This window comes from Ramlibacter sp. JJN2-2R, from assembly GCF_057747835.1.
In genome coordinates this window covers 544,338-561,503 of record NZ_CM173226.1, presented here as the reverse complement: position 1 = coordinate 561,503, position 17,166 = coordinate 544,338, and the positions used below count along the sequence as shown (strand labels likewise).

The following is a 17,166-nucleotide window of genomic DNA, read 5'->3' as shown; positions in this document are numbered from 1 at the left end:
CTGACCGTTGGGCGATCCGCCCGCGCCCGGCTGTGCGGCGCGTCCGACGCTCCAGGGGGCTTGAAACCGACAAGCGATGCCCTATCATTAGCACTCCCTGGAGATGAGTGCTAGCAGCCGAGCTGACGGCTCCGCCTCCATCGGTTTTCCGAAGCGCCGACTCGTTTGGCGCTTTTTGATGTCCATCGAGTTTCACGACAAGGAGATGCAATGAAACTTCGCCCCCTGCACGATCGCGTGATCGTCAAGCGCCTCGAGAACGAAACCAAGACGGCCTCGGGCATCGTGATCCCCGACAACGCCGCCGAGAAGCCCGACCAGGGCGAGGTCCTGGCCGTCGGCCCGGGCCGCAAGAGCGACAAGGGCGAACTGATGGCCCTGAACGTCAAGGTGGGCGATCGCGTCCTGTTCGGCAAGTACAGCGGCCAGACCGTCAAGGTCGATGGCGACGAACTGCTGGTCATGAAGGAAGACGACCTGTTCGCGGTCGTCGAGCGCTGATCCCTTCATCCCCTCATCAATCGAATCGGAGTCATTGAAATGGCAGCAAAAGACGTAGTGTTCGGCGGCGACGCCCGCGCCCGCATGGTCGAAGGCGTGAACATCCTGGCCAACGCGGTCAAGGTGACCCTGGGCCCGAAGGGCCGCAACGTGGTGCTCGAGCGCTCCTTCGGCGCCCCCACCGTGACCAAGGACGGCGTGTCCGTGGCCAAGGAGATCGAGCTCAAGGACAAGCTCCAGAACATGGGCGCCCAGATGGTCAAGGAAGTCGCTTCCAAGACCAGCGACAACGCCGGTGACGGCACCACCACCGCCACCGTGCTGGCCCAGGCCATCGTGCGCGAAGGCATGAAGTACGTGGCCGCCGGCATGAACCCGATGGACCTCAAGCGCGGCATCGACAAGGCCGTCCTGGCCCTGACCGAGCAGCTGAAGAAGGCCTCCAAGCCCACCACGACCTCCAAGGAGATCGCCCAGGTCGGCTCGATCTCGGCCAACAGCGACGAGTCGATCGGCAAGATCATCGCCGACGCGATGGACAAGGTCGGCAAGGAAGGCGTGATCACCGTCGAGGACGGCAAGAGCCTGAACAACGAGCTGGACGTCGTCGAAGGCATGCAGTTCGACCGCGGCTACCTGTCGCCCTACTTCATCAACAACCCCGAGAAGCAGTCGGCTCTCCTCGAGAACCCGTTCGTGCTGCTGTTCGACAAGAAGATCAGCAACATCCGCGACCTGCTGCCCACGCTGGAGCAGGTGGCCAAGGCCGGCCGTCCGCTGCTGATCGTGGCCGAGGAAGTCGAGGGCGAGGCCCTGGCGACCCTGGTGGTCAACACCATCCGCGGCATCCTGAAGGTCGTGGCCGTCAAGGCGCCCGGCTTCGGTGACCGTCGCAAGGCGATGCTGGAAGACATCGCCATCCTGACCGGCGGCAAGGTGATCGCCGAGGAAGTGGGCCTGACGCTCGAGAAGGTGACCCTGGCCGACCTGGGCCAGGCCAAGCGCATTGAAGTGGGCAAGGAAAACACCACCATCATCGACGGCGCCGGCGCCGCTGGCGACATCGAGGCACGGGTCAAGCAGATCCGCGTCCAGATCGAGGAAGCCACCAGCGACTACGACCGCGAGAAGCTGCAGGAACGCGTGGCCAAGCTGGCCGGCGGTGTTGCCGTGATCAAGGTCGGCGCTGCGACCGAAGTCGAGATGAAGGAAAAGAAGGCCCGCGTGGAAGACGCGCTGCACGCCACCCGCGCTGCCGTGGAAGAAGGCATCGTGGCCGGCGGTGGCGTCGCGCTGCTGCGCGCCAAGCAGGCTGCCGGCACCATCAAGGGCGACAACGCCGACCAGGACGCCGGCATCAAGCTGGTGCTCAAGGCGATCGAAGCCCCGCTGCGCGAGATCGTCTACAACGCCGGTGGCGAAGCCTCCGTCGTGGTGAACGCCGTGCTGGCCGGCAAGGGCAACTACGGCTTCAACGCCGCCAACGACACCTACGGCGACATGATCGAGATGGGCATTCTCGACCCGACCAAGGTGACCCGCACCGCGCTGCAGAACGCCGCGTCCGTCGCGTCGCTGATGCTGACCACCGAAGCGATGGTCGCCGAGGCGCCGAAGGAAGAAGCGCCCGCGATGCCCGGTGGCGGCATGGGTGGCATGGGCGGCATGGGCGGCATGGACATGTAAGTCCGCGCCGGGAGGGTGCAGCCGCACCCTCGCCCGTCGACAAGAAAAAAGGCCGGGATCTCCCGGCCTTTTTTCTTGGCGTGCCTGCCCGCTGTTACTGCTGGCCGGGCGCGAGCGCCGGCTGGCCGGCGCCGCTGGGCACGGCGCCGTACGCGTTGTCCTGGGGCTGGCCGGGCTGCGCCATGAAATACAGCAGGATCAGGCCCACCACCGGGATCAGTCCCAGCAGCATGAACCAGCCGCTCTTGCCCGTGTCGTGCAGGCGGCGCACGCCGACGGCGATGGCCGGCAGCAGCAGGGCGAGCATGGCGACGAGGTAGACGAGGCCGTGGATCATGCTGCCCACGAGGTAGACGCCCACCTGCAGCGCAAAGAACCACCAGAACTCCGGGCGGGCGGCGCGCCCGGTGAAGTCGGCGTACTTGTTGAAGCAGGTCTTGACGGCTTGCTGGAACTCTTCCATTGGATCTCCTCTCGGGCCGGAGGGCCCGAGGCGGATGATAGGTCCAAGGACGAGCTGGGCGAAAGGGCCGGCGCCCGTCGCCGATCAGCCGGCCAGGCGCCGCACCAGGGCCGCCGTCGACGGATCGAGCCCCTGGGTGTCGCCCGACGCCAGCCGCGGCGCCAGCTCCTTGGCCAGCACCTTGCCCAGCTCGACGCCCCACTGGTCGAAGCTGTTGATGCCCCAGATCGCGCCGGCGCAGAACACGCGGTGCTCGTACAGCGCGATCAGCGCGCCCAGGCTGCGCGGGTCCAGCCGCTCCAGCACCAGCATCGTGCTCGGGCGGTTGCCCGGAAAGTGCTTGTGCCCACCTGGGTCCTGCTGGCCCTGCATGAGCGCCTGGGCCTGGGCCAGCACGTTGGCCAGCAGTTGCGGGTGGTGCCCGGCGAGCGAGTGCTCGGGGCGCTTGACGGCGATGAACTCGACGGGCACGACGTCCGTGCCCTGGTGCAGCATCTGGAAGTACGCGTGCTGGCCGTTGGTGCCGGGTTCGCCCCACACCACGGGCGAGGTGCCGTACGCCACCTCGCGCCCATTGCGGTCCACGCGTTTGCCGTTGCTCTCCATCTCCAGCTGCTGCAGGTAGGCGGGCAGGCGGCGCAAGGCGCTGTGGTACGGCGCGACGCTGCGGCTGGCGAAGCCGTGGAAATCGCGGTACCAGATGTCGAGCAGCGCCAGCCGCAGCGGCAGGTTCGACTCGGGCGGCGTGGTGCGGAAATGTTTGTCCATCGCATGCGCGCCGGCCAGCAGCTGCCGGAAGCCGTCGGCCCCGATTGCGATGGCGATGGGCAGGCCGATGGCCGACCACATCGAGTAGCGCCCGCCCACCCAGTCCCAGAAGCCGAACGTGCGCTCAATGCCGAATTCGGCCGCGGCCTGCACGTTGGTCGTGAGCGCGGCGAAGTGCCGCGCCACGTCGGTGCCGCCCTGGGCAAGGAACCACTCGCGCGCCGAGCGCGCATTGGTCATCGTCTCCAGCGTGGTGAAGGTCTTGGAGGCGACCAGGAACAGCGTGTTCTGCGGCCGCAGGCCGCGCAGCACGCCCGCGAGCTCGTGGCCGTCGATGTTGGAGACGAAGTGGAACCGCCGACCCGGCGCGACGAACGCGTCCAGGGCCAGGACGGCCATCTGCGGGCCGAGGTCCGAGCCGCCGATGCCGATGTTCACCACGTCGGTGATCTGCGCATCCGACCGCACCTGCTCGGCGAAGGCCAGCATCGCATCGAGCGTCTCGTGCACCTTCGCCAGTTCGGCGGCCGGGCCCCGCGCGCCCCGGGGCGCGCGCAGCAGGAAGTGCATGACCGCCCGGCGCTCGGTGTTGTTGATCGCCTCGCCGGCGAACATCGCGTCGCGCTGCGCCTCGACGCCGCACTCGCGCGCCAGCTGCAGCAGCAGGTCTTCGGTGTCGGGGCCGATCCGGTTCTTCGACAGGTCCGCGAAGACGCCCGCGGCTTCCTGGCTGAAGCGCTGCACGCGCGCGGGATCGTCACGCAGCGCCGTGCGCGCATCGAAGGCGGCGCCCTGCGCCTCGAAATGCCGCTGCAATGCGGACCAGGCCGGCGCCTCGTCGCAGCGGCGGTGTTGACTGCCCGGCATGCTCAGGCCTCCTTCATCAGTTGCTCGAGCTTGACCGCATCGGCGGCAAAGGCGCGGATCCCCTCGGCGAGCTTCTCCGTGGCCATCGCGTCCTCGTTCAGCGCGTAGCGGAAGGCCGCCTCGTCGTAGTTGACGGGCTCGAGCTGCAGCTGGCGCGCGTGCGCCGGATCCAGCGCCCGCTGCACCGGCGCGTCGCTGGCCGCCAATTGGGCCAGCAGTTCGGGGCTGATGGTGAGCAGGTCGCAGCCGGCCAGCGCGAGGATCTGGCGGGTGTTGCGAAAGCTGGCGCCCATCACCTCGGTGCGGATGCCGAAGTGCTTGTAGTGCAGGTAGATCTGGCGCACGGATCGCACCCCGGGGTCGTCGGCGCCGGCGTTCGCTGCCTCGTTCCAGCCGCTCCCGGCCGTCTTCTTGTACCAGTCGTAGATGCGGCCCACGAAGGGCGAGATCAGCTGCACCTTCGCCTGCCCGCAGGCCACCGCCTGGCAGAACGAGAACAGCAGGGTGAGGTTGGTGTGGATGCCGCGCCGCTCCAGATGCTCGGCCGCCTGGATCCCTTCCCAGGTCGAGGCGACCTTGACCAGCACGCGGTCGATCGGCACGCCTTCGGCCTGGTACAGCTCGATGATCCGCTCGGCCCGCGCGATCGTCGCGCTGGTGTCGAAGCTCAGGCGCGCGTCGACCTCGGTCGAGACGCGGCCCGGGATGAGCGACAGGATCTCGCGGCCGAAGCGCACCAGCAGCCGGTCCATGGTCTCGTCCAGCGGCTTGCCGCGAAAGCGGCTCATCGTGTCCTTCAGCAGCGGCGCGTAGTCGGGCTTTTGCACCGCCTTCAGGATGAGCGACGGGTTGGTCGTCGCGTCGCGCGGCTGGAACTGCGCCAGCTGCCGGAAGTCGCCGGTGTCCGCCACCACCGTCGTGTACTGCTTGAGCGCCTCGAGTTGGTTCATGGCCGACGATTATCGGCGCGCGATTTGCTCATCGGCATCTGCCCGGCCCATCCGGATGGGCCGGCTGCCGCCCGCGCGGCCCATTACAGTAGACGGCTGTTTGCCTTCCGACCATCCCATGAGTTTCGATCTCGTCCTCTTCGGCGGCACCGGCGACCTCGCCTGGCGCAAGCTGATGCCGGCCTTGTTCCAGGCGTTCCGCCACGGCACCCTGCCGGCGGACAGCCGCATCCTGGGCATCGCCCGCGACGACCTGTCCGACGACCGCTACCGTGAACTGATCCAGCAGCGCTTCACGCACGTCGAGCTGTCCAAGCGCCCGACACCGGACGAGTTCGACCGCTTCGCGCGGCTGCTGCATTTCCAGCGCCTGGACCTGTCCAGGCCCGACGACTACGCGCGGCTGAAGACCCGGCTGGCCGAGCGCAACGCCGACGTGGTGGTCATGTACCTGGCCACCGCGCCCAGCCTGTTCACGACCGTGTGCGAGCAGCTCGCCGCGGCCGGCATGAACACGCCGCAGACGCGCATCGTGCTGGAAAAGCCCCTCGGCCACGACCTGGCGTCCAACCGCGAGATCAACGAGACCGTCCGGCGCGTCTTTGCCGAGAACCAGGTGTTCCGCATCGACCACTACCTGGGCAAGCCGTCGGTGCAGAACCTGTTCGCGCTGCGGTTCGGCAACGCGCTGTTCGAGCCGCTGTGGCGCCGCGAGACGATCGCCAACATCCAGGTCACCATCGCCGAGGACCTGGGCGTGGAAAAGCGCGGCGCCTTCTACGACAGCACGGGCGCGCTGCGCGACATGGTGCAGAACCACGCGTTGCAGCTGGTGTGCGCGCTGGCGATGGAGCCGCCCATCAGCTCCGACGCCGACGCCATCCGCGACGAGAAGCTCAAGGTGTTGCGCTCGCTGCAGCCCTGGACGTCGGAGACGCTGGGCCAGCATGCCGTGCGCGGCCAGTACGGCCCGGGCACGGTGGCCGGCTCGCACGTTCCCGGCTACCGTGAGGAGCCGGGGGTGGCCGCCGACAGCTGCACCGAGACCTTCGTGGCCCTGCGCACCGAGATCGCCAACTGGCGCTGGGCCGGCGTGCCGTTCTACATCCGCACCGGCAAGCGGCTGGCCTCGCGCGACGCGCACATCGTGGTGAATTTCCGTCCCGCGCCGCATGCGATCTTCCGCACCCCGCTGGGCGCGGCCAACCGGCTGGTGATCAACCTGCAGCCCCGCGACGGGCTGGAGCTGCACCTGCTGGCGCAGGGCCAGGAGAACCGCCGCCACGTGCAGTCGCTCACCCCGGTGCACCTGAACCTCGATTTCGACAAGCGCTTCGGCTCCGAGCGCGTGGGCGCCTACGAACGGCTGTTGCTGGACGTGATCGACGGCCGGCTCAACCTGTTCGTGCGCAGTGACGAACAGGAGGCCGCGTGGCGATGGGTCGAGCCGGTCCTGCACGCCTGGCAGGGCAACGACGTCGGCCTGCGCCCCTACGCCGCCGGCAGCTGGGGCCCCAGTGCCGCGAGCGCGATGATCGCGCGCGACGGCTTCTGCTGGAGCGAGGAGCAGTAGGCGGCCGCGGCGCCGGGGGCGGTCAGATCCGCCCCTCCTCCACCGCGTGGCAGGCGACGCGGATGCCGCCGATGGACAGCAGCTGGGGCCGCTCGACGCGGCACCGCTCGTTCGCGTGCGGACAGCGTGGGTTGAAGGCGCAGCCCGCGGGCGGATTCAGCGGGTTGGGCACCTCGCCCTGCACCGGCGTGCGCGCGCGCCCCGTGTCGTGCATCTTCGGGATCGCATCGAGCAGCATGCGCGTGTAGGGGTGGCGCGGCTGTCCGAACAGCTGGTGCTTGCCTGCCAGCTCCACCAGGCGGCCCAGGTACATCACCCCCACCTGGTCGCTCACGTGCCGCACGACTGCCAGGTTGTGCGAGATGAACAGGTACGTCAGGCCCTGGCGGCGCTGCAGGTCCTTCATGATGTTCAGCACCTGTGCCTGCACGCTCACGTCCAGCGCGCTGGTCGGCTCGTCGGCGACCAGGAACTCCGGCTGGGTGGCCAGCGCGCGGGCGATGGAGATGCGCTGGCGCTGGCCGCCGGAAAACTGGTGCGGGTACTTGACCATGTCCAGCGGCGACAGGCCCACGTTCTGCAGCAGCTCACCGACCCGGTCGCGCAACTCGGCGGTCGAGGCCAGGATGCCGTGCTCGCGCAGCGGCTCGGCGACGATGTCCTCCACCGTCCAGCGCGGATTCAGGCTGGCGTACGGGTCCTGGAAGATCATCTGGATGCGCCGGCGCAGCTTGCGCCCTTCGCCTCCGCGGAAGGCGGCGTGCGCGTCGATGCCGTCGAAGGTCAGGCCGCCGCGCGTGGGCTCGTACAGCCCGACCAGCAGGCGAGCGACGGTGCTCTTGCCGCACCCCGACTCGCCCACCAGGGCCAGCGTCTGCCCTTGCTCGATCTCGAAGCTCACGCCGTCGACGGCGCGCAGCAGCTGGCGCGGCTTGCGCTCGATCACGCGGTTGAGCCAGGGCGGCGAGACGTCGAACGTCTTGGCCAGGTCATGCGCCTGCACCAGTGGCGGCTTGCCGGGCGTGGCGCTCATGCGAGCCTCCCCGCGGCGGCGTCGTGCAGCCAGCAAGCGGCGCGCGTGGCGCCGGCGTCGAGCAGGTCGGGCCGCTCGCGGCGGCAGCGGTCGAACACGCGCGGGCAGCGCGGGTTGTAGGCGCACCCGGGCGGGATGGCGTTCAGGCGCGGCATGGCGCCGTCGATCTGGTTCAGCCGCTCGCGGTCGCTCTCCATGTCGGGGATCGAGGCCATCAGCCCCATGGTGTAGGGATGCGCCGGCTGGTTGATGACCTCGTGCACGGGGCCGATCTCGGCCACCCGGCCCGCATACATGACGGCGACGCGGTCGCAGGTCTCGGCGATCACCCCCATGTCGTGCGTGATCAGCATGACGGCGGCGCCGCGTTCGCGGCAGATGCGCTTGAGCAGCTGGATGATCTGCGCCTGGATGGACACGTCCAGCGCCGTGGTCGGCTCGTCGGCCACGATCAGCTTGGGCTCGGCGGCCAGCGCCAGGGCGATGACCACCCGCTGGCGCATGCCGCCGGAGAACTGGTGCGGGTAGTGGTCGATGCGCTCGGCCGCGGCCGGGATGCCGGTGTCCTCCAGCAGGCTAATCGCCCGGCGTCGCGCCTCGCCGGCATCGACGGCCAGGTGCGTCCGGATGGTCTCCACGAGCTGCCGGCCGATGGTGTACAGCGGGTTCAGCGACGTGAGCGGGTCCTGGAAGATCGCGCCGATGCGCCGGCCGCGCACGTGCCGCATCTGCTCGTGCGGAAGGTTGTCGATGCGCTGGCCCTCCAGCAGGATCTGGCCGGAGGCGATGCGGCCCGGCGGCTCCAGCAGGCCGATGATGGACGCGCCGGTCAGGCTCTTGCCCGCACCCGACTCGCCGACGACGCCCAGCACTTCACCGGGCGCGATGGAAAACGAGATGTCGTCCAGCGCGCGCAGCGTGCCGCGCCGGCCGGGGAATTCGACCACGAGGTTGCGGACTTCGAGCAAGGCCATGGTCACCTTCAGCGCAGCCGCGGGTTGAGCGCGTCGCGCAGCCAGTCGCCCAGCAGGTTCACCGACAGGGCGATCAGGACCAGCATCACGCCGGGAAAGACGGTGATCCACCACTCACCCGAGAACAGGTAGTCGTTGCCCACCCGGATCAGCGTGCCCAGCGAGGGCTGGGTCGGCGGCACGCCGACGCCCAGGAACGACAGCGTCGCCTCGGTGATGATGGCCGTGGCCACGTGGATGGTCGCCAGCACCAGCACCGGGCCCGTCACGTTCGGCAGCACGTGGCGCACCATGATGCGCATCGGCGCGACACCCGTGACGCGCGCGGCCTGCACGTACTCCTTGTTGCGCTCGACCAGCGTCGAGCCCCGCACCGTGCGCGCGTACTGCACCCAGCCGGTGAGCGTGATCGCGATGATCAGCACGCCGAAGGCCACCGTGTTGTGCGCGTTGGGAAACAACGCCCGGCCCACGCCGGCGATGAGCAGCGCGACCAGGATGGGGGGAAAACTGAGCATCACGTCGCACAGGCGCATCAGGAAGGCATCGATCCAGCCGCCCTGGAAGCCGGCCAGCAGGCCGAGCGCGACGCCGAGCACCATCGACAGCAGCACCGACGCGATGCCCACCACAAGCGAGATGCGCGCGCCGAACATCAGGGCCGACAGGATGTCTCGCCCCTGGTCGTCGGTGCCGAGCAGGTACCTGGCGCTGCCGCCCTCCGACCAGGCGGGGGGCAGGCGCGCGTCGGACAGCACGAGCGTGGTGAGATCGAACGGGTTGTGCGGGGCGACCCAGTTGGCGAACACGGCGCCGAACACGCACAGGAGCGCGACGGCGGCCGCGGCGATCGCCACGGGCGAGGTGCGGAAGCTGTAGCCGATGTCGCTGTCGAACCAGCGGGCGAGCGTATGTCTCATCAGGAAAGGAACTGGGGGCCACCCGCGTGGGGCGGCCCCGGATCAACGGATTACTTCTGGACCGAGATCCACTTGAAGTCGAGGTAGTTGTCGCCGCGCTGGACCACCTTGACCTTCTTGCTGACACCCCAGGCGAGCGACTGCTGGTGCAGCGGGATGTGGCCGATGTCGTCGCTGTGGATCTGGAACGCCTGCTTGATCATCGCCAGGCGCTTGGCCTTGTCGGTTTCGGACTGCACGGCGCGCGTGAGCTTGTCGAACTCGGCGTTGCAGTAGCTCCCGAGGTTGAACTGGCCGGCGCCCTTGTCGTCCGGGCAGGCCATCAGCGCATTCATCGCGTTGTGCGCGTCGTACGTGGTGGGCGTCCAGCCGAGCATGTAGAAGCTGGTGTCGCGGCGCAGGATCTTGGGGAAGTACGTGCCCTTGGTCTCGGCGGCCAGGTTGATCTTGACGCCGATGCGCGCGAGGTTGCCCGCCACCGCCTGGCAGATGCGCGCGTCGTTGACGTAGCGATCGTTCGGGCAGTTCATCGTCACCTCGAAGCCCTGCGGATAGCCGGCCTCGGCCAGCAGCTTCTTGGCGGCGTCGGGGTCGTAGGGCAGGCGCTTGTTCTGGTCCTGGGCGAAACCGTTGACGCCCGGGCCGATCATCAGGGCCGTGGGCAGCGAGGCGTTGCGCATCACGGTCTTTCGGATGCCCTCGATGTCGATGGCCTGGTAGAAGGCCTGGCGCACTCGCTTGTCCTTGAACGGGTTCTTGCCCTTCACGCTCGAGTAGAGCAGCTCGTCGCGCTTCTGGTCCATGCCGAGGAAGATGGTGCGCAGCTCGGGCGCGACCAGTGCCTTCGCGTTCGCCGAGGCGTTGACCCGCTCGATGTCCTGCACCGGCACGGGCTCCATCACGTCGATCTCGCCGGACAGCAGCGCGGCGACGCGGGTGGCGTCGTTGCCGATCGGCGTGAACACCACTTCCTGCACGTTGCCTTCGATCTTGCCCCAGTAGTTGCCGTTGCGCACGAAGGTGGTGCGCACGTTCGGCTGGCGCTCGCGCAGGCGGTACGGGCCGGTGCCGTTGGCGCGGAAGGAGGCGGCGTTCTCGATGCCCTTGCGGCGGTCCACCGGCTTGGTGGCCTGGTTCTCCTCGCACCAGCGCTTGCTCATGATGTAGGTGCTGGTGAGCTGGTCGGGCAGGATGGGGAACGGCGCCTTGGTCTCGATGTCGATCGCGAAGTCGTTGACCTTGCGAACTTCCTTGATGTCGTTCGTGTTGCTCTTCATGTCCGACCCGTCCACCTGGGTGCGGGCCAGCGAGAAGATCACGTCGTCCGCGGTGAACGGCTTGCCGTCATGGAACTGCACGTTCTTGCGCAGCTCGAACCGCCACACGGTGGGCGACACCTGCTTCCACGAGGTGGCCAGCGCCGGCGCGAGCGACAGGTCCTTGTTGCGGTTGATCAGCGGCTCGTACACGTTGCTCGTCACGCTCAGCTGGACGGTCTCGTTCAGCGAGTGCGGGTCCATGGACAGGGCGTCGCCCTGGTTGGCGACGCGCACCGTCTGGGCGCCGGCCGTGGCGGCGAAGGCGCAGAGGATGGCGGCGTACAGCAGGTGGTTCTTGCTTGTCATCGATGGCTCCTTGGATGAGCGGTTCACGCAGTTCAGGCCGCCGCGAGCGGCAGGGCCTGTTCGATCAGGCCGGCGTGCAAGGCCGAGCCCAGGGGAAGGATGTCGTCGTTGAAGTCGTAGCGGCTGTTGTGCAGCATGCAGCTGCCCTCGCCGCCCTGGCCGATGCGCAGGTAGGCGCCGGGCTTGACCTGCAGCATGAAGGAGAAGTCCTCGGCCCCCATGCTGGGCTCCAGGTCGCGGATGACGTGGTCGGCGCCGACCAGGGATTCGGCCACGTCGGCCGCGAACGACGCCTCCCTGGCGCTGTTGGTCGTGGCCGGATAGACGCGCTCGTAGCGGACCACCGCCGTGGCCCCGAAACCGAGCGCCACGGCGCTGCACAGTTCGGTGAGGCGGCGCTCCACCAGCTCCTGCACATCGGAGGTGAACGTGCGCACGGTGCCGACCAGCACGGCCTTGCCCGGAATGACGCTCATCGCGTGCACGTCGCCGGCCTGCATGGCGCACAGGCTGACCACCGCGCCGTCGATGGGCCGCACGTTGCGCGAGACGACGGACTGCGCCGCCGTGATGATGTGCGCGGCGACCAGCACCGGGTCCACCGCGAGGTAGGGGTGCGCCCCGTGGCCGCCCTTGCCGGTGACCTCGATGGTGACCTTGTCGGCCGCGGCCATCATGGCACCGGAGTTCAGGCCGATGGTGCCGGGCTTGAGGCCCGGCCAGTTGTGCATGCCATAGACGGCCTCGACCGGGAAGCGGTCGAACAGGCCGTCCTCGATCATGGCCTTGGCGCCGGCGAAGCCCTCTTCGCCGGGCTGGAAGATGACGACGGCCGTGCCGTCGAAGTTGCGCGTCTCGGCCAGGTAGCGGGCCGCGCCGACGAGCATCGCGGTGTGGCCGTCGTGCCCGCAGCCGTGCATCATCCCGGCCTTGGCCGAACGCCACGCGAATTCGTTGGTCTCCGTCATGGTCAGCGCGTCCATGTCCGCCCGCAGGCCGACCAGGCGCCCGCTCGCGGTGCTGCGACCGCGGATCACTCCCACCACGCCCGTCTTGCCGATGCCGGTGTGGATCTCGTCGACGCCGCACAGCCTGAGCGCCTCGCGCACGCGCCCGGCCGTGTAGACCTCCTCGAAGCCCAGCTCGGGGTGGGCGTGCAGGTCGCGCCGGAAGGCGGTGAGGTCCGGGTGGAACCTCGTGATGTGGGCGAAGGCCCGGCCGTTGGCCTTCAGCCGCGGGATGCTGGCGGCGGCAAGCATCAGTGACCCTTGGCGCCCGACAGGCGCAGTCGCGGATCGACGGCCACGTAGAGCATGTCGACGACGAGGTTGATCACGACGAAGATCAGTGCGATGAGGCACAGGTACGCGGCCATCACCGGGATGTCGGCGAACGTCACCGCCTGGATGAAGAGCAGCCCCATGCCCGGCCACTGGAAGACGGTCTCGGTGATGATCGCGAAGGCGATCAGGCCACCGAGCTGCAGGCCGGTGATGGTCATCACCGGCACCAGGGTGTTCTTCAGCGCATGGCCGAAGTGGATCGTGCGGTCGGAGAGGCCGCGCGCGCGGGCGAACTTGATGTAGTCGGTGCGAAGCACCTCCAGCATCTCGGCGCGCACCAGCCGCATGATCAGCGTGAGCTGGAAGATCGCCAGCGTCACGGCCGGCAGCACGATGTGCATCCAGCCGTCGGCGCGCATCAGCCCCGTGGTCCACCAGCCCAGTTGCACCGTTTCGCCGCGCCCGAAGCTGGGGAACCAGCCCAGCGTGACCGAGAAGGCCAGGATCAGCAGGATGCCGATCAGGAAGGTCGGCAGCGACACGCCCAGCAGCGACAGCGTCATGAACACCTGGCTGAGGAAGGTGCCCCGCCGCAGTGCGGCGTAGACGCCCATGGGGATGCCGATGGCCAGGGCCAGCACCGCTGCGACCAGCGACAGTTCGAGCGTGGCCGGGAAGCGCTCGGCGATCAGGCGCGACACCTTTGCCCCCTGCCGCAGGCTGAGGCCGAATTCGCCCTGCGCCGCATTCACGAGGAAGTGCCAGAACTGCACGAAGAACGGCTGGTCCAGGCCCAGGTCGGCACGAAGCTGCCGGATCTGCTCGGGACGCGCGTCCTGGCCGAGCAGGAACACGACCGGGTCACCGACGTACTGGAACAGGAGAAATGCGATGAAGGCCACCGTGACCATGACGACCACGGCCTGCAGCAGGCGTCGAAGAATGAAGGCGAGCATCGGGGCAAGGAAGGCGAGGCCATGCTAGCAGAGCAAGCTGCGGGCCAGCCCCGGGAAAGAACTGAGATCGGAGCGAAAGTGCCTCAGGGCCGCGGGCGCGCCGCGGCGAAGCGCAGCGGTCCGTACCAGGCGCGCGCGGTCGAATGCGTGTTGTCGCTGTCGGTCATGAGCGCGACGCCCACCAGGGCGCCGGGGGGCTCGCCGAAGGCGCGCTCGAAGTCGGCGCGGATGTCGCGCTCGTAGTCGAGCCATTGGTTCAGCCGGCCCGGACCGGACTCGAGCACCAGCTTGCGGATGCGGCCGGTGCGCGGGCTGTGGATGACGGAGCCGGGCGAGCGCTTGTTGCACCACACGTACATCAGCGTCGCATAGGGCAGTTCCTCGCCGGTGAGGGTTCGCATCAACTCCGAGAGCATCGCGTCGCGCGGCGAGAACCGGCTGCGGTCGCCTTCGAAGGCGAGGATCACGCGCACCGGGGAGTCGTCCGCATCGCGTTGGGCCATGTCGGCGTCGGCGATCAGTTGCGGCACCTTCCACGAGAAGCGCAGCCGGCCCAGTTCGCCGGGATCGATGCGCACGCGGTGGCGCACCAGGCTGGCCGCCGCGACGGCGGTGGCGGCGAGCGCGTCGCGGCCGTCGACACGGGCCGGGGCGAACAGCACCGGCGTCTTGCCGGGCAGCCGCTGGTGCTGCCAGCCCGCGTCCGGCGCGGCGCCTGGCGCCGCCGCCAGCAGCGACGCTTGCGCCCACGCGGTGTCCGCGACGGCCGCACTGTCGGGAGGCGCCGTGGCACAACCCGCCAGCCACGCCGCGCCCAGGATCAGTGAGGCGGGTCCCAGGCGAAGGCGGCGCGGCAAGCTCATCATGGTTTCATCGTCTCACAAAAAAAAAAGCCGCCCGAAGGCGGCTTTTCAAGTTTCTTATTTCTTCTGGCTGGTTGCCCAGCCTCGGAATTAGAAGCTGTGGCGGATGCCCAGGTCGTAACCGTTGGACGACGCGCCCAGCGACGGGGCGGCGGCGGCGCCAGAGATCACAGCAGCGTTGGAGGTGCTGTTGTTCTGGACACGGGCCCAGGTCGTGTACACGGCGGTGCGCTTGGACAGGTTGTGCACGTAGCCGATCGCCAGCTTGCGGGCGCGCGGGTCGGTGCCAACAGCCACGTCGGTGACGTACTGCGACAGCGAAGCCTTGATCAGGCCAGCGCCGACCGGCACGGTCGCGCCGATCAGGTAACCACGGCCGGTCACGTTGGTCGGGGCAGCGATCTTGTCACGCGAGATCTGGGCCAGCAGGGTGGCGACGCCGAAGTTGTACGAACCAGCCAGGTTGCTCTGGGTGGTGTCGCCAGTCAGGGCGTACTTGGTGCGGCCGCTGGCAATCGCGACGTTCACCGGGCCAGCGGAGTAGCCGAAGCGCATGCCCCAGCCGTTGCCGTCGCCGGAGTTGGCCACGGTGCTGGAGTTCTCGCCACGGTACAGCTGGAGCTGGCCGTAGAAGCCGCCCAGGTTGCCCGGCAGGAAGTAGCCGATGGTGTTCGAGGCGCGAACGGCGGTCGGGATGGCGGCCGAGATGCTGTTCAGCATCTGGTTGGCGCCGACGCCCACGGTGCCGTACGGATCGAAGACCGTCAGGTTCCAGAATTGCGGGGTGTAGTCACGGCCCAGGCGGATCTCGCCGAAGCCGCCAGCCAGGCTGACGGTCGCGCGGCGGTTGAAGGTCAGGCCTTGCGTGCCGGCACGAACCGGGGCGTTGGCGCCGGTGGCGGGAGCGAACGCGCCGATGGCTTGGTTGTTGCTGCTGGTGGCTTGGCCGGTGCCGTCGTCGTTGTTGACGCCAGCTTCGAGCCAGAACGAGCCAGACAGGCCACCACCGAGGTCTTCCGTGCCACGGAAGCCCAGGCGGGAGCTGCTCTCACCGGAGTTGTGCACGCGGGTCACCGAGCCGCCGGTGCCGCCGTTCGACACGCGCTGGACGGTGGCGTCGACGATACCGAACAGGGTCACGGAGGACTGAGCAGAGGCGGTGCCAGCAGCGGCCAGCACAGCCAGAGCAATCAGAGTCTTTTTCATTGCAAGTTTCTCCAAGGTTAAACAGAGGGCTCCGGTGCGATGGGCTCACCAAATGCAGGCACTCTTGTGCTCCCGCCAGATCCCCGGGCCAACCTCCTTTTGGGAAGTTGACGCTATTGCACCAGACGGTCATTCATGACGCAAAGTATTTAGCCCGGGCCGACCCGTTTCGTTGCACTGGGACAACATGGCCGTGCGGATGAGTGGAACCGACGCAACAGGCCCGATTCGCCGCCGGCGCGCCGGCGCTGCGGCCGCCAGCCGGTCCGCGGGCCTAAACTGCCGCCATGGATCGACTTCTTGGCGCGGCCGACAGCGCGCTGCGCACCCTGTTCGCCCCCCATCGCGCCAGCCGCGCCTGCCCGGTCGTCCCCGGCGACGCGACGACGCTCACGGCGCATGAGCGGCGCGAGGCCGCGGCACTCATGCGCGTGAACCATGTCGGCGAGATCTGCGCCCAGGCCCTCTACACGGCGCAGGCAGCGGCCACGTCGGACCCGGCGCTGCGTGAGCACTTCGAACACGCTGCCCGCGAGGAAACCGACCACCTGGCGTGGACGCGCGCCCGGCTGGACGAACTCGGCTCGCGCCCGTCGCTGCTCAACCCCGTCTGGTATGCGGGGGCCTTCGGCCTGGGCCTGCTCGCCGGGCGCCTGGGCGACCGCGTGAGCCTGGGCTTCGTGGTGGAGACCGAGCGGCAGGTCGAGGCGCACCTGGACGGCCATCTCGAGCGGCTGCCGCCGGCCGACCACGCCTCGCGCGCGATCGTGGCCCAGATGAAGGCGGACGAGGCTTCGCACGCGGCCCAGGCACTGGCCAGGGGCGCGGTCGAACTGCCGGGCCTCGCCAAGGGGCTGATGCGGGCTGCGGCCAAGGTCATGACGACCACGGCCCACCACGTCTGATCAGGCTTCCCGCACCTCGAAGCTGGTGGTGATCTCGGCCGTCTTGGCCAGCATGATCGTGGCCGAGCAGTACTTGTCGTGGCTCATCGCCACGGCGCGCTCCACGGCCGAGGCCGGGATGCCCTTGCCGGTCACGGTGAAGTGCATGTGGATCCTGGTGAACACCTTCGGATCGGCCGGCGCGCGCTCCGAGGTGAGCTGAACCGTGCAGCCGGTGACGGCGTGGCGGCCGCGCTTGAGGATCAGGACGACGTCGTACGCCGTGCAGCCGCCGGTGCCGGCCAGCACCGTCTCCATCGGGCGCGGCGCGAAGTTGCGCCCGCCGTTGTCGGGCCGAGCCTCATCCGGCGCCCCGTCCATCGTGAGCACGTGCCCACTTCCCGTTTCCGCCACGAATCCCATGGGGGAGCGGGTTCCGGCCGCTCCCGTCCAACTCACCGTGCATTCCATGCCGCGTCCTTTGGCCAGCCCATCAGCCGGGCTTGGCGAGAAGTCAATCCGCTAATCCTGGCCGAGCTTGCTGCATCGCAGCAACTCCGGCGTTATACTGGTTTCCGAGCATAACCAAGCGGTTGTGCGCCGATTGTCTCCTC

At 68.6% G+C, this 17,166-nt stretch carries 16 protein-coding genes; 4 read left to right on the top strand and 12 right to left on the bottom strand.

Translation table 11 applies throughout. The annotated features are described in order from the left end of the window. Positions 1–210: 210 nt before the first annotated feature. Both groES and groL read left to right on the top strand, forming a co-directional pair. Complete coding sequence (groES, locus tag AC3ANR_RS02805; protein WP_488290358.1) at positions 211–501, top strand: co-chaperone GroES; 291 nt, start codon at positions 211–213, stop codon at positions 499–501. A gap of 39 nt (positions 502–540) precedes the next feature. Beyond that, positions 541–2,187, top strand: a complete 1,647-nt coding sequence (groL, locus tag AC3ANR_RS02800; RefSeq protein ID WP_488290357.1) for a chaperonin GroEL — start codon at positions 541–543, stop codon at positions 2,185–2,187. A 94-nt stretch (positions 2,188–2,281) separates the two neighbouring features. Here groL and AC3ANR_RS02795 read toward each other — a convergent pair whose 3' ends face one another. The 3 genes from AC3ANR_RS02795 to tal form a co-directional block, all read right to left on the bottom strand. Continuing rightward, positions 2,282–2,650, bottom strand: coding sequence for a DUF805 domain-containing protein (locus AC3ANR_RS02795; RefSeq protein ID WP_488290356.1), 369 nt, complete (start codon positions 2,648–2,650; stop codon positions 2,282–2,284). Positions 2,651–2,734: 84 nt separating this feature from the next. Next, complete coding sequence (gene pgi / locus AC3ANR_RS02790) at positions 2,735–4,285, bottom strand: glucose-6-phosphate isomerase (RefSeq protein ID WP_488290355.1); 1,551 nt, start codon at positions 4,283–4,285, stop codon at positions 2,735–2,737. Positions 4,286–4,287: 2 nt separating this feature from the next. Further along, a complete protein-coding gene (gene tal / locus AC3ANR_RS02785; protein ID WP_488290354.1) occupies positions 4,288–5,235 on the bottom strand; it encodes a transaldolase in 948 nt (315 codons plus the stop codon). Positions 5,236–5,353: 118 nt separating this feature from the next. Here tal and zwf point away from each other — a divergent pair, with 118 nt between their 5' ends. Next, on the top strand, positions 5,354–6,808 hold the full coding sequence (gene zwf, locus AC3ANR_RS02780; protein ID WP_488290353.1) for a glucose-6-phosphate dehydrogenase: 1,455 nt from the start codon (positions 5,354–5,356) through the stop codon (positions 6,806–6,808). Positions 6,809–6,830: 22 nt separating this feature from the next. On the opposite strand, the gene AC3ANR_RS02775 is transcribed toward zwf, so the two are convergent. The 8 genes from AC3ANR_RS02775 to AC3ANR_RS02740 all read right to left on the bottom strand — a co-directional run bounded on the left by AC3ANR_RS02775 (position 6,831) and on the right by AC3ANR_RS02740 (position 15,668). Next, positions 6,831–7,841: an ABC transporter ATP-binding protein gene (locus AC3ANR_RS02775; RefSeq protein ID WP_488290352.1), complete on the bottom strand. Its 1,011-nt coding sequence runs from the start codon at positions 7,839–7,841 to the stop codon at positions 6,831–6,833. Continuing rightward, positions 7,838–8,815 (bottom strand): ABC transporter ATP-binding protein, encoded by a 978-nt coding sequence (locus tag AC3ANR_RS02770; RefSeq protein WP_488290351.1) that lies wholly within the window; start codon positions 8,813–8,815, stop codon positions 7,838–7,840. Before AC3ANR_RS02770 ends, AC3ANR_RS02775 begins: the two co-directional genes overlap by 4 nt. Positions 8,816–8,823: 8 nt before the next feature. Next, positions 8,824–9,735, bottom strand: a complete 912-nt coding sequence (locus AC3ANR_RS02765; RefSeq protein ID WP_488290350.1) for an ABC transporter permease — start codon at positions 9,733–9,735, stop codon at positions 8,824–8,826. Positions 9,736–9,785: 50 nt separating this feature from the next. Beyond that, positions 9,786–11,360, bottom strand: a complete 1,575-nt coding sequence (locus AC3ANR_RS02760; protein WP_488290349.1) for an ABC transporter substrate-binding protein — start codon at positions 11,358–11,360, stop codon at positions 9,786–9,788. A gap of 32 nt (positions 11,361–11,392) precedes the next feature. Then, entirely contained in the window at positions 11,393–12,619 is a 1,227-nt protein-coding gene (locus tag AC3ANR_RS02755) for a M20 aminoacylase family protein (RefSeq protein WP_488290348.1), read from the bottom strand. Then, a complete protein-coding gene (locus tag AC3ANR_RS02750) occupies positions 12,619–13,599 on the bottom strand; it encodes an ABC transporter permease (RefSeq protein WP_488290347.1) in 981 nt (326 codons plus the stop codon). Before AC3ANR_RS02750 ends, AC3ANR_RS02755 begins: the two co-directional genes overlap by 1 nt. 83 nt (positions 13,600–13,682) lie before the next feature. Beyond that, positions 13,683–14,462: a DUF3047 domain-containing protein gene (locus tag AC3ANR_RS02745; protein WP_488290346.1), complete on the bottom strand. Its 780-nt coding sequence runs from the start codon at positions 14,460–14,462 to the stop codon at positions 13,683–13,685. A gap of 90 nt (positions 14,463–14,552) precedes the next feature. After that, on the bottom strand, positions 14,553–15,668 hold the full coding sequence (locus AC3ANR_RS02740; protein WP_488290345.1) for a porin: 1,116 nt from the start codon (positions 15,666–15,668) through the stop codon (positions 14,553–14,555). A 287-nt stretch (positions 15,669–15,955) separates the two neighbouring features. Here AC3ANR_RS02740 and coq7 point away from each other — a divergent pair, with 287 nt between their 5' ends. Beyond that, on the top strand, positions 15,956–16,573 hold the full coding sequence (coq7, locus tag AC3ANR_RS02735) for a 2-polyprenyl-3-methyl-6-methoxy-1,4-benzoquinone monooxygenase (RefSeq protein ID WP_488290344.1): 618 nt from the start codon (positions 15,956–15,958) through the stop codon (positions 16,571–16,573). Here coq7 and AC3ANR_RS02730 read toward each other — a convergent pair whose 3' ends face one another. Then, positions 16,574–17,023 carry an OsmC family protein gene (locus AC3ANR_RS02730; RefSeq protein ID WP_488290343.1) on the bottom strand — a complete coding sequence of 150 codons (450 nt, stop codon included), beginning with the start codon at positions 17,021–17,023 and terminating at the stop codon, positions 16,574–16,576. Positions 17,024–17,166 lie beyond the last annotated feature (143 nt).

What these genes read in the sequence shown, in the direction of transcription:
- coq7 (WP_488290344.1), top strand. Translation starts at nt 15,956, where the DNA reads ATGGATCGACTTCTTGGCGCGGCCGACAGCGCGCTGCGCACCCTGTTC.
- zwf (WP_488290353.1), top strand. Translation starts at nt 5,354, where the DNA reads ATGAGTTTCGATCTCGTCCTCTTCGGCGGCACCGGCGACCTCGCCTGG.
- AC3ANR_RS02755 (WP_488290348.1), bottom strand. Translation starts at nt 12,619, where the DNA reads ATGCTTGCCGCCGCCAGCATCCCGCGGCTGAAGGCCAACGGCCGGGCC.
- AC3ANR_RS02745 (WP_488290346.1), bottom strand. Translation starts at nt 14,462, where the DNA reads ATGAGCTTGCCGCGCCGCCTTCGCCTGGGACCCGCCTCACTGATCCTG.
- AC3ANR_RS02795 (WP_488290356.1), bottom strand. Translation starts at nt 2,650, where the DNA reads ATGGAAGAGTTCCAGCAAGCCGTCAAGACCTGCTTCAACAAGTACGCC.
- AC3ANR_RS02770 (WP_488290351.1), bottom strand. Translation starts at nt 8,815, where the DNA reads ATGGCCTTGCTCGAAGTCCGCAACCTCGTGGTCGAATTCCCCGGCCGG.
- AC3ANR_RS02740 (WP_488290345.1), bottom strand. Translation starts at nt 15,668, where the DNA reads ATGAAAAAGACTCTGATTGCTCTGGCTGTGCTGGCCGCTGCTGGCACC.
- pgi (WP_488290355.1), bottom strand. Translation starts at nt 4,285, where the DNA reads ATGCCGGGCAGTCAACACCGCCGCTGCGACGAGGCGCCGGCCTGGTCC.
- tal (WP_488290354.1), bottom strand. Translation starts at nt 5,235, where the DNA reads ATGAACCAACTCGAGGCGCTCAAGCAGTACACGACGGTGGTGGCGGAC.
- groL (WP_488290357.1), top strand. Translation starts at nt 541, where the DNA reads ATGGCAGCAAAAGACGTAGTGTTCGGCGGCGACGCCCGCGCCCGCATG.
- AC3ANR_RS02765 (WP_488290350.1), bottom strand. Translation starts at nt 9,735, where the DNA reads ATGAGACATACGCTCGCCCGCTGGTTCGACAGCGACATCGGCTACAGC.
- groES (WP_488290358.1), top strand. Translation starts at nt 211, where the DNA reads ATGAAACTTCGCCCCCTGCACGATCGCGTGATCGTCAAGCGCCTCGAG.
- AC3ANR_RS02775 (WP_488290352.1), bottom strand. Translation starts at nt 7,841, where the DNA reads ATGAGCGCCACGCCCGGCAAGCCGCCACTGGTGCAGGCGCATGACCTG.
- AC3ANR_RS02730 (WP_488290343.1), bottom strand. Translation starts at nt 17,023, where the DNA reads ATGGAATGCACGGTGAGTTGGACGGGAGCGGCCGGAACCCGCTCCCCC.
- AC3ANR_RS02760 (WP_488290349.1), bottom strand. Translation starts at nt 11,360, where the DNA reads ATGACAAGCAAGAACCACCTGCTGTACGCCGCCATCCTCTGCGCCTTC.
- AC3ANR_RS02750 (WP_488290347.1), bottom strand. Translation starts at nt 13,599, where the DNA reads ATGCTCGCCTTCATTCTTCGACGCCTGCTGCAGGCCGTGGTCGTCATG.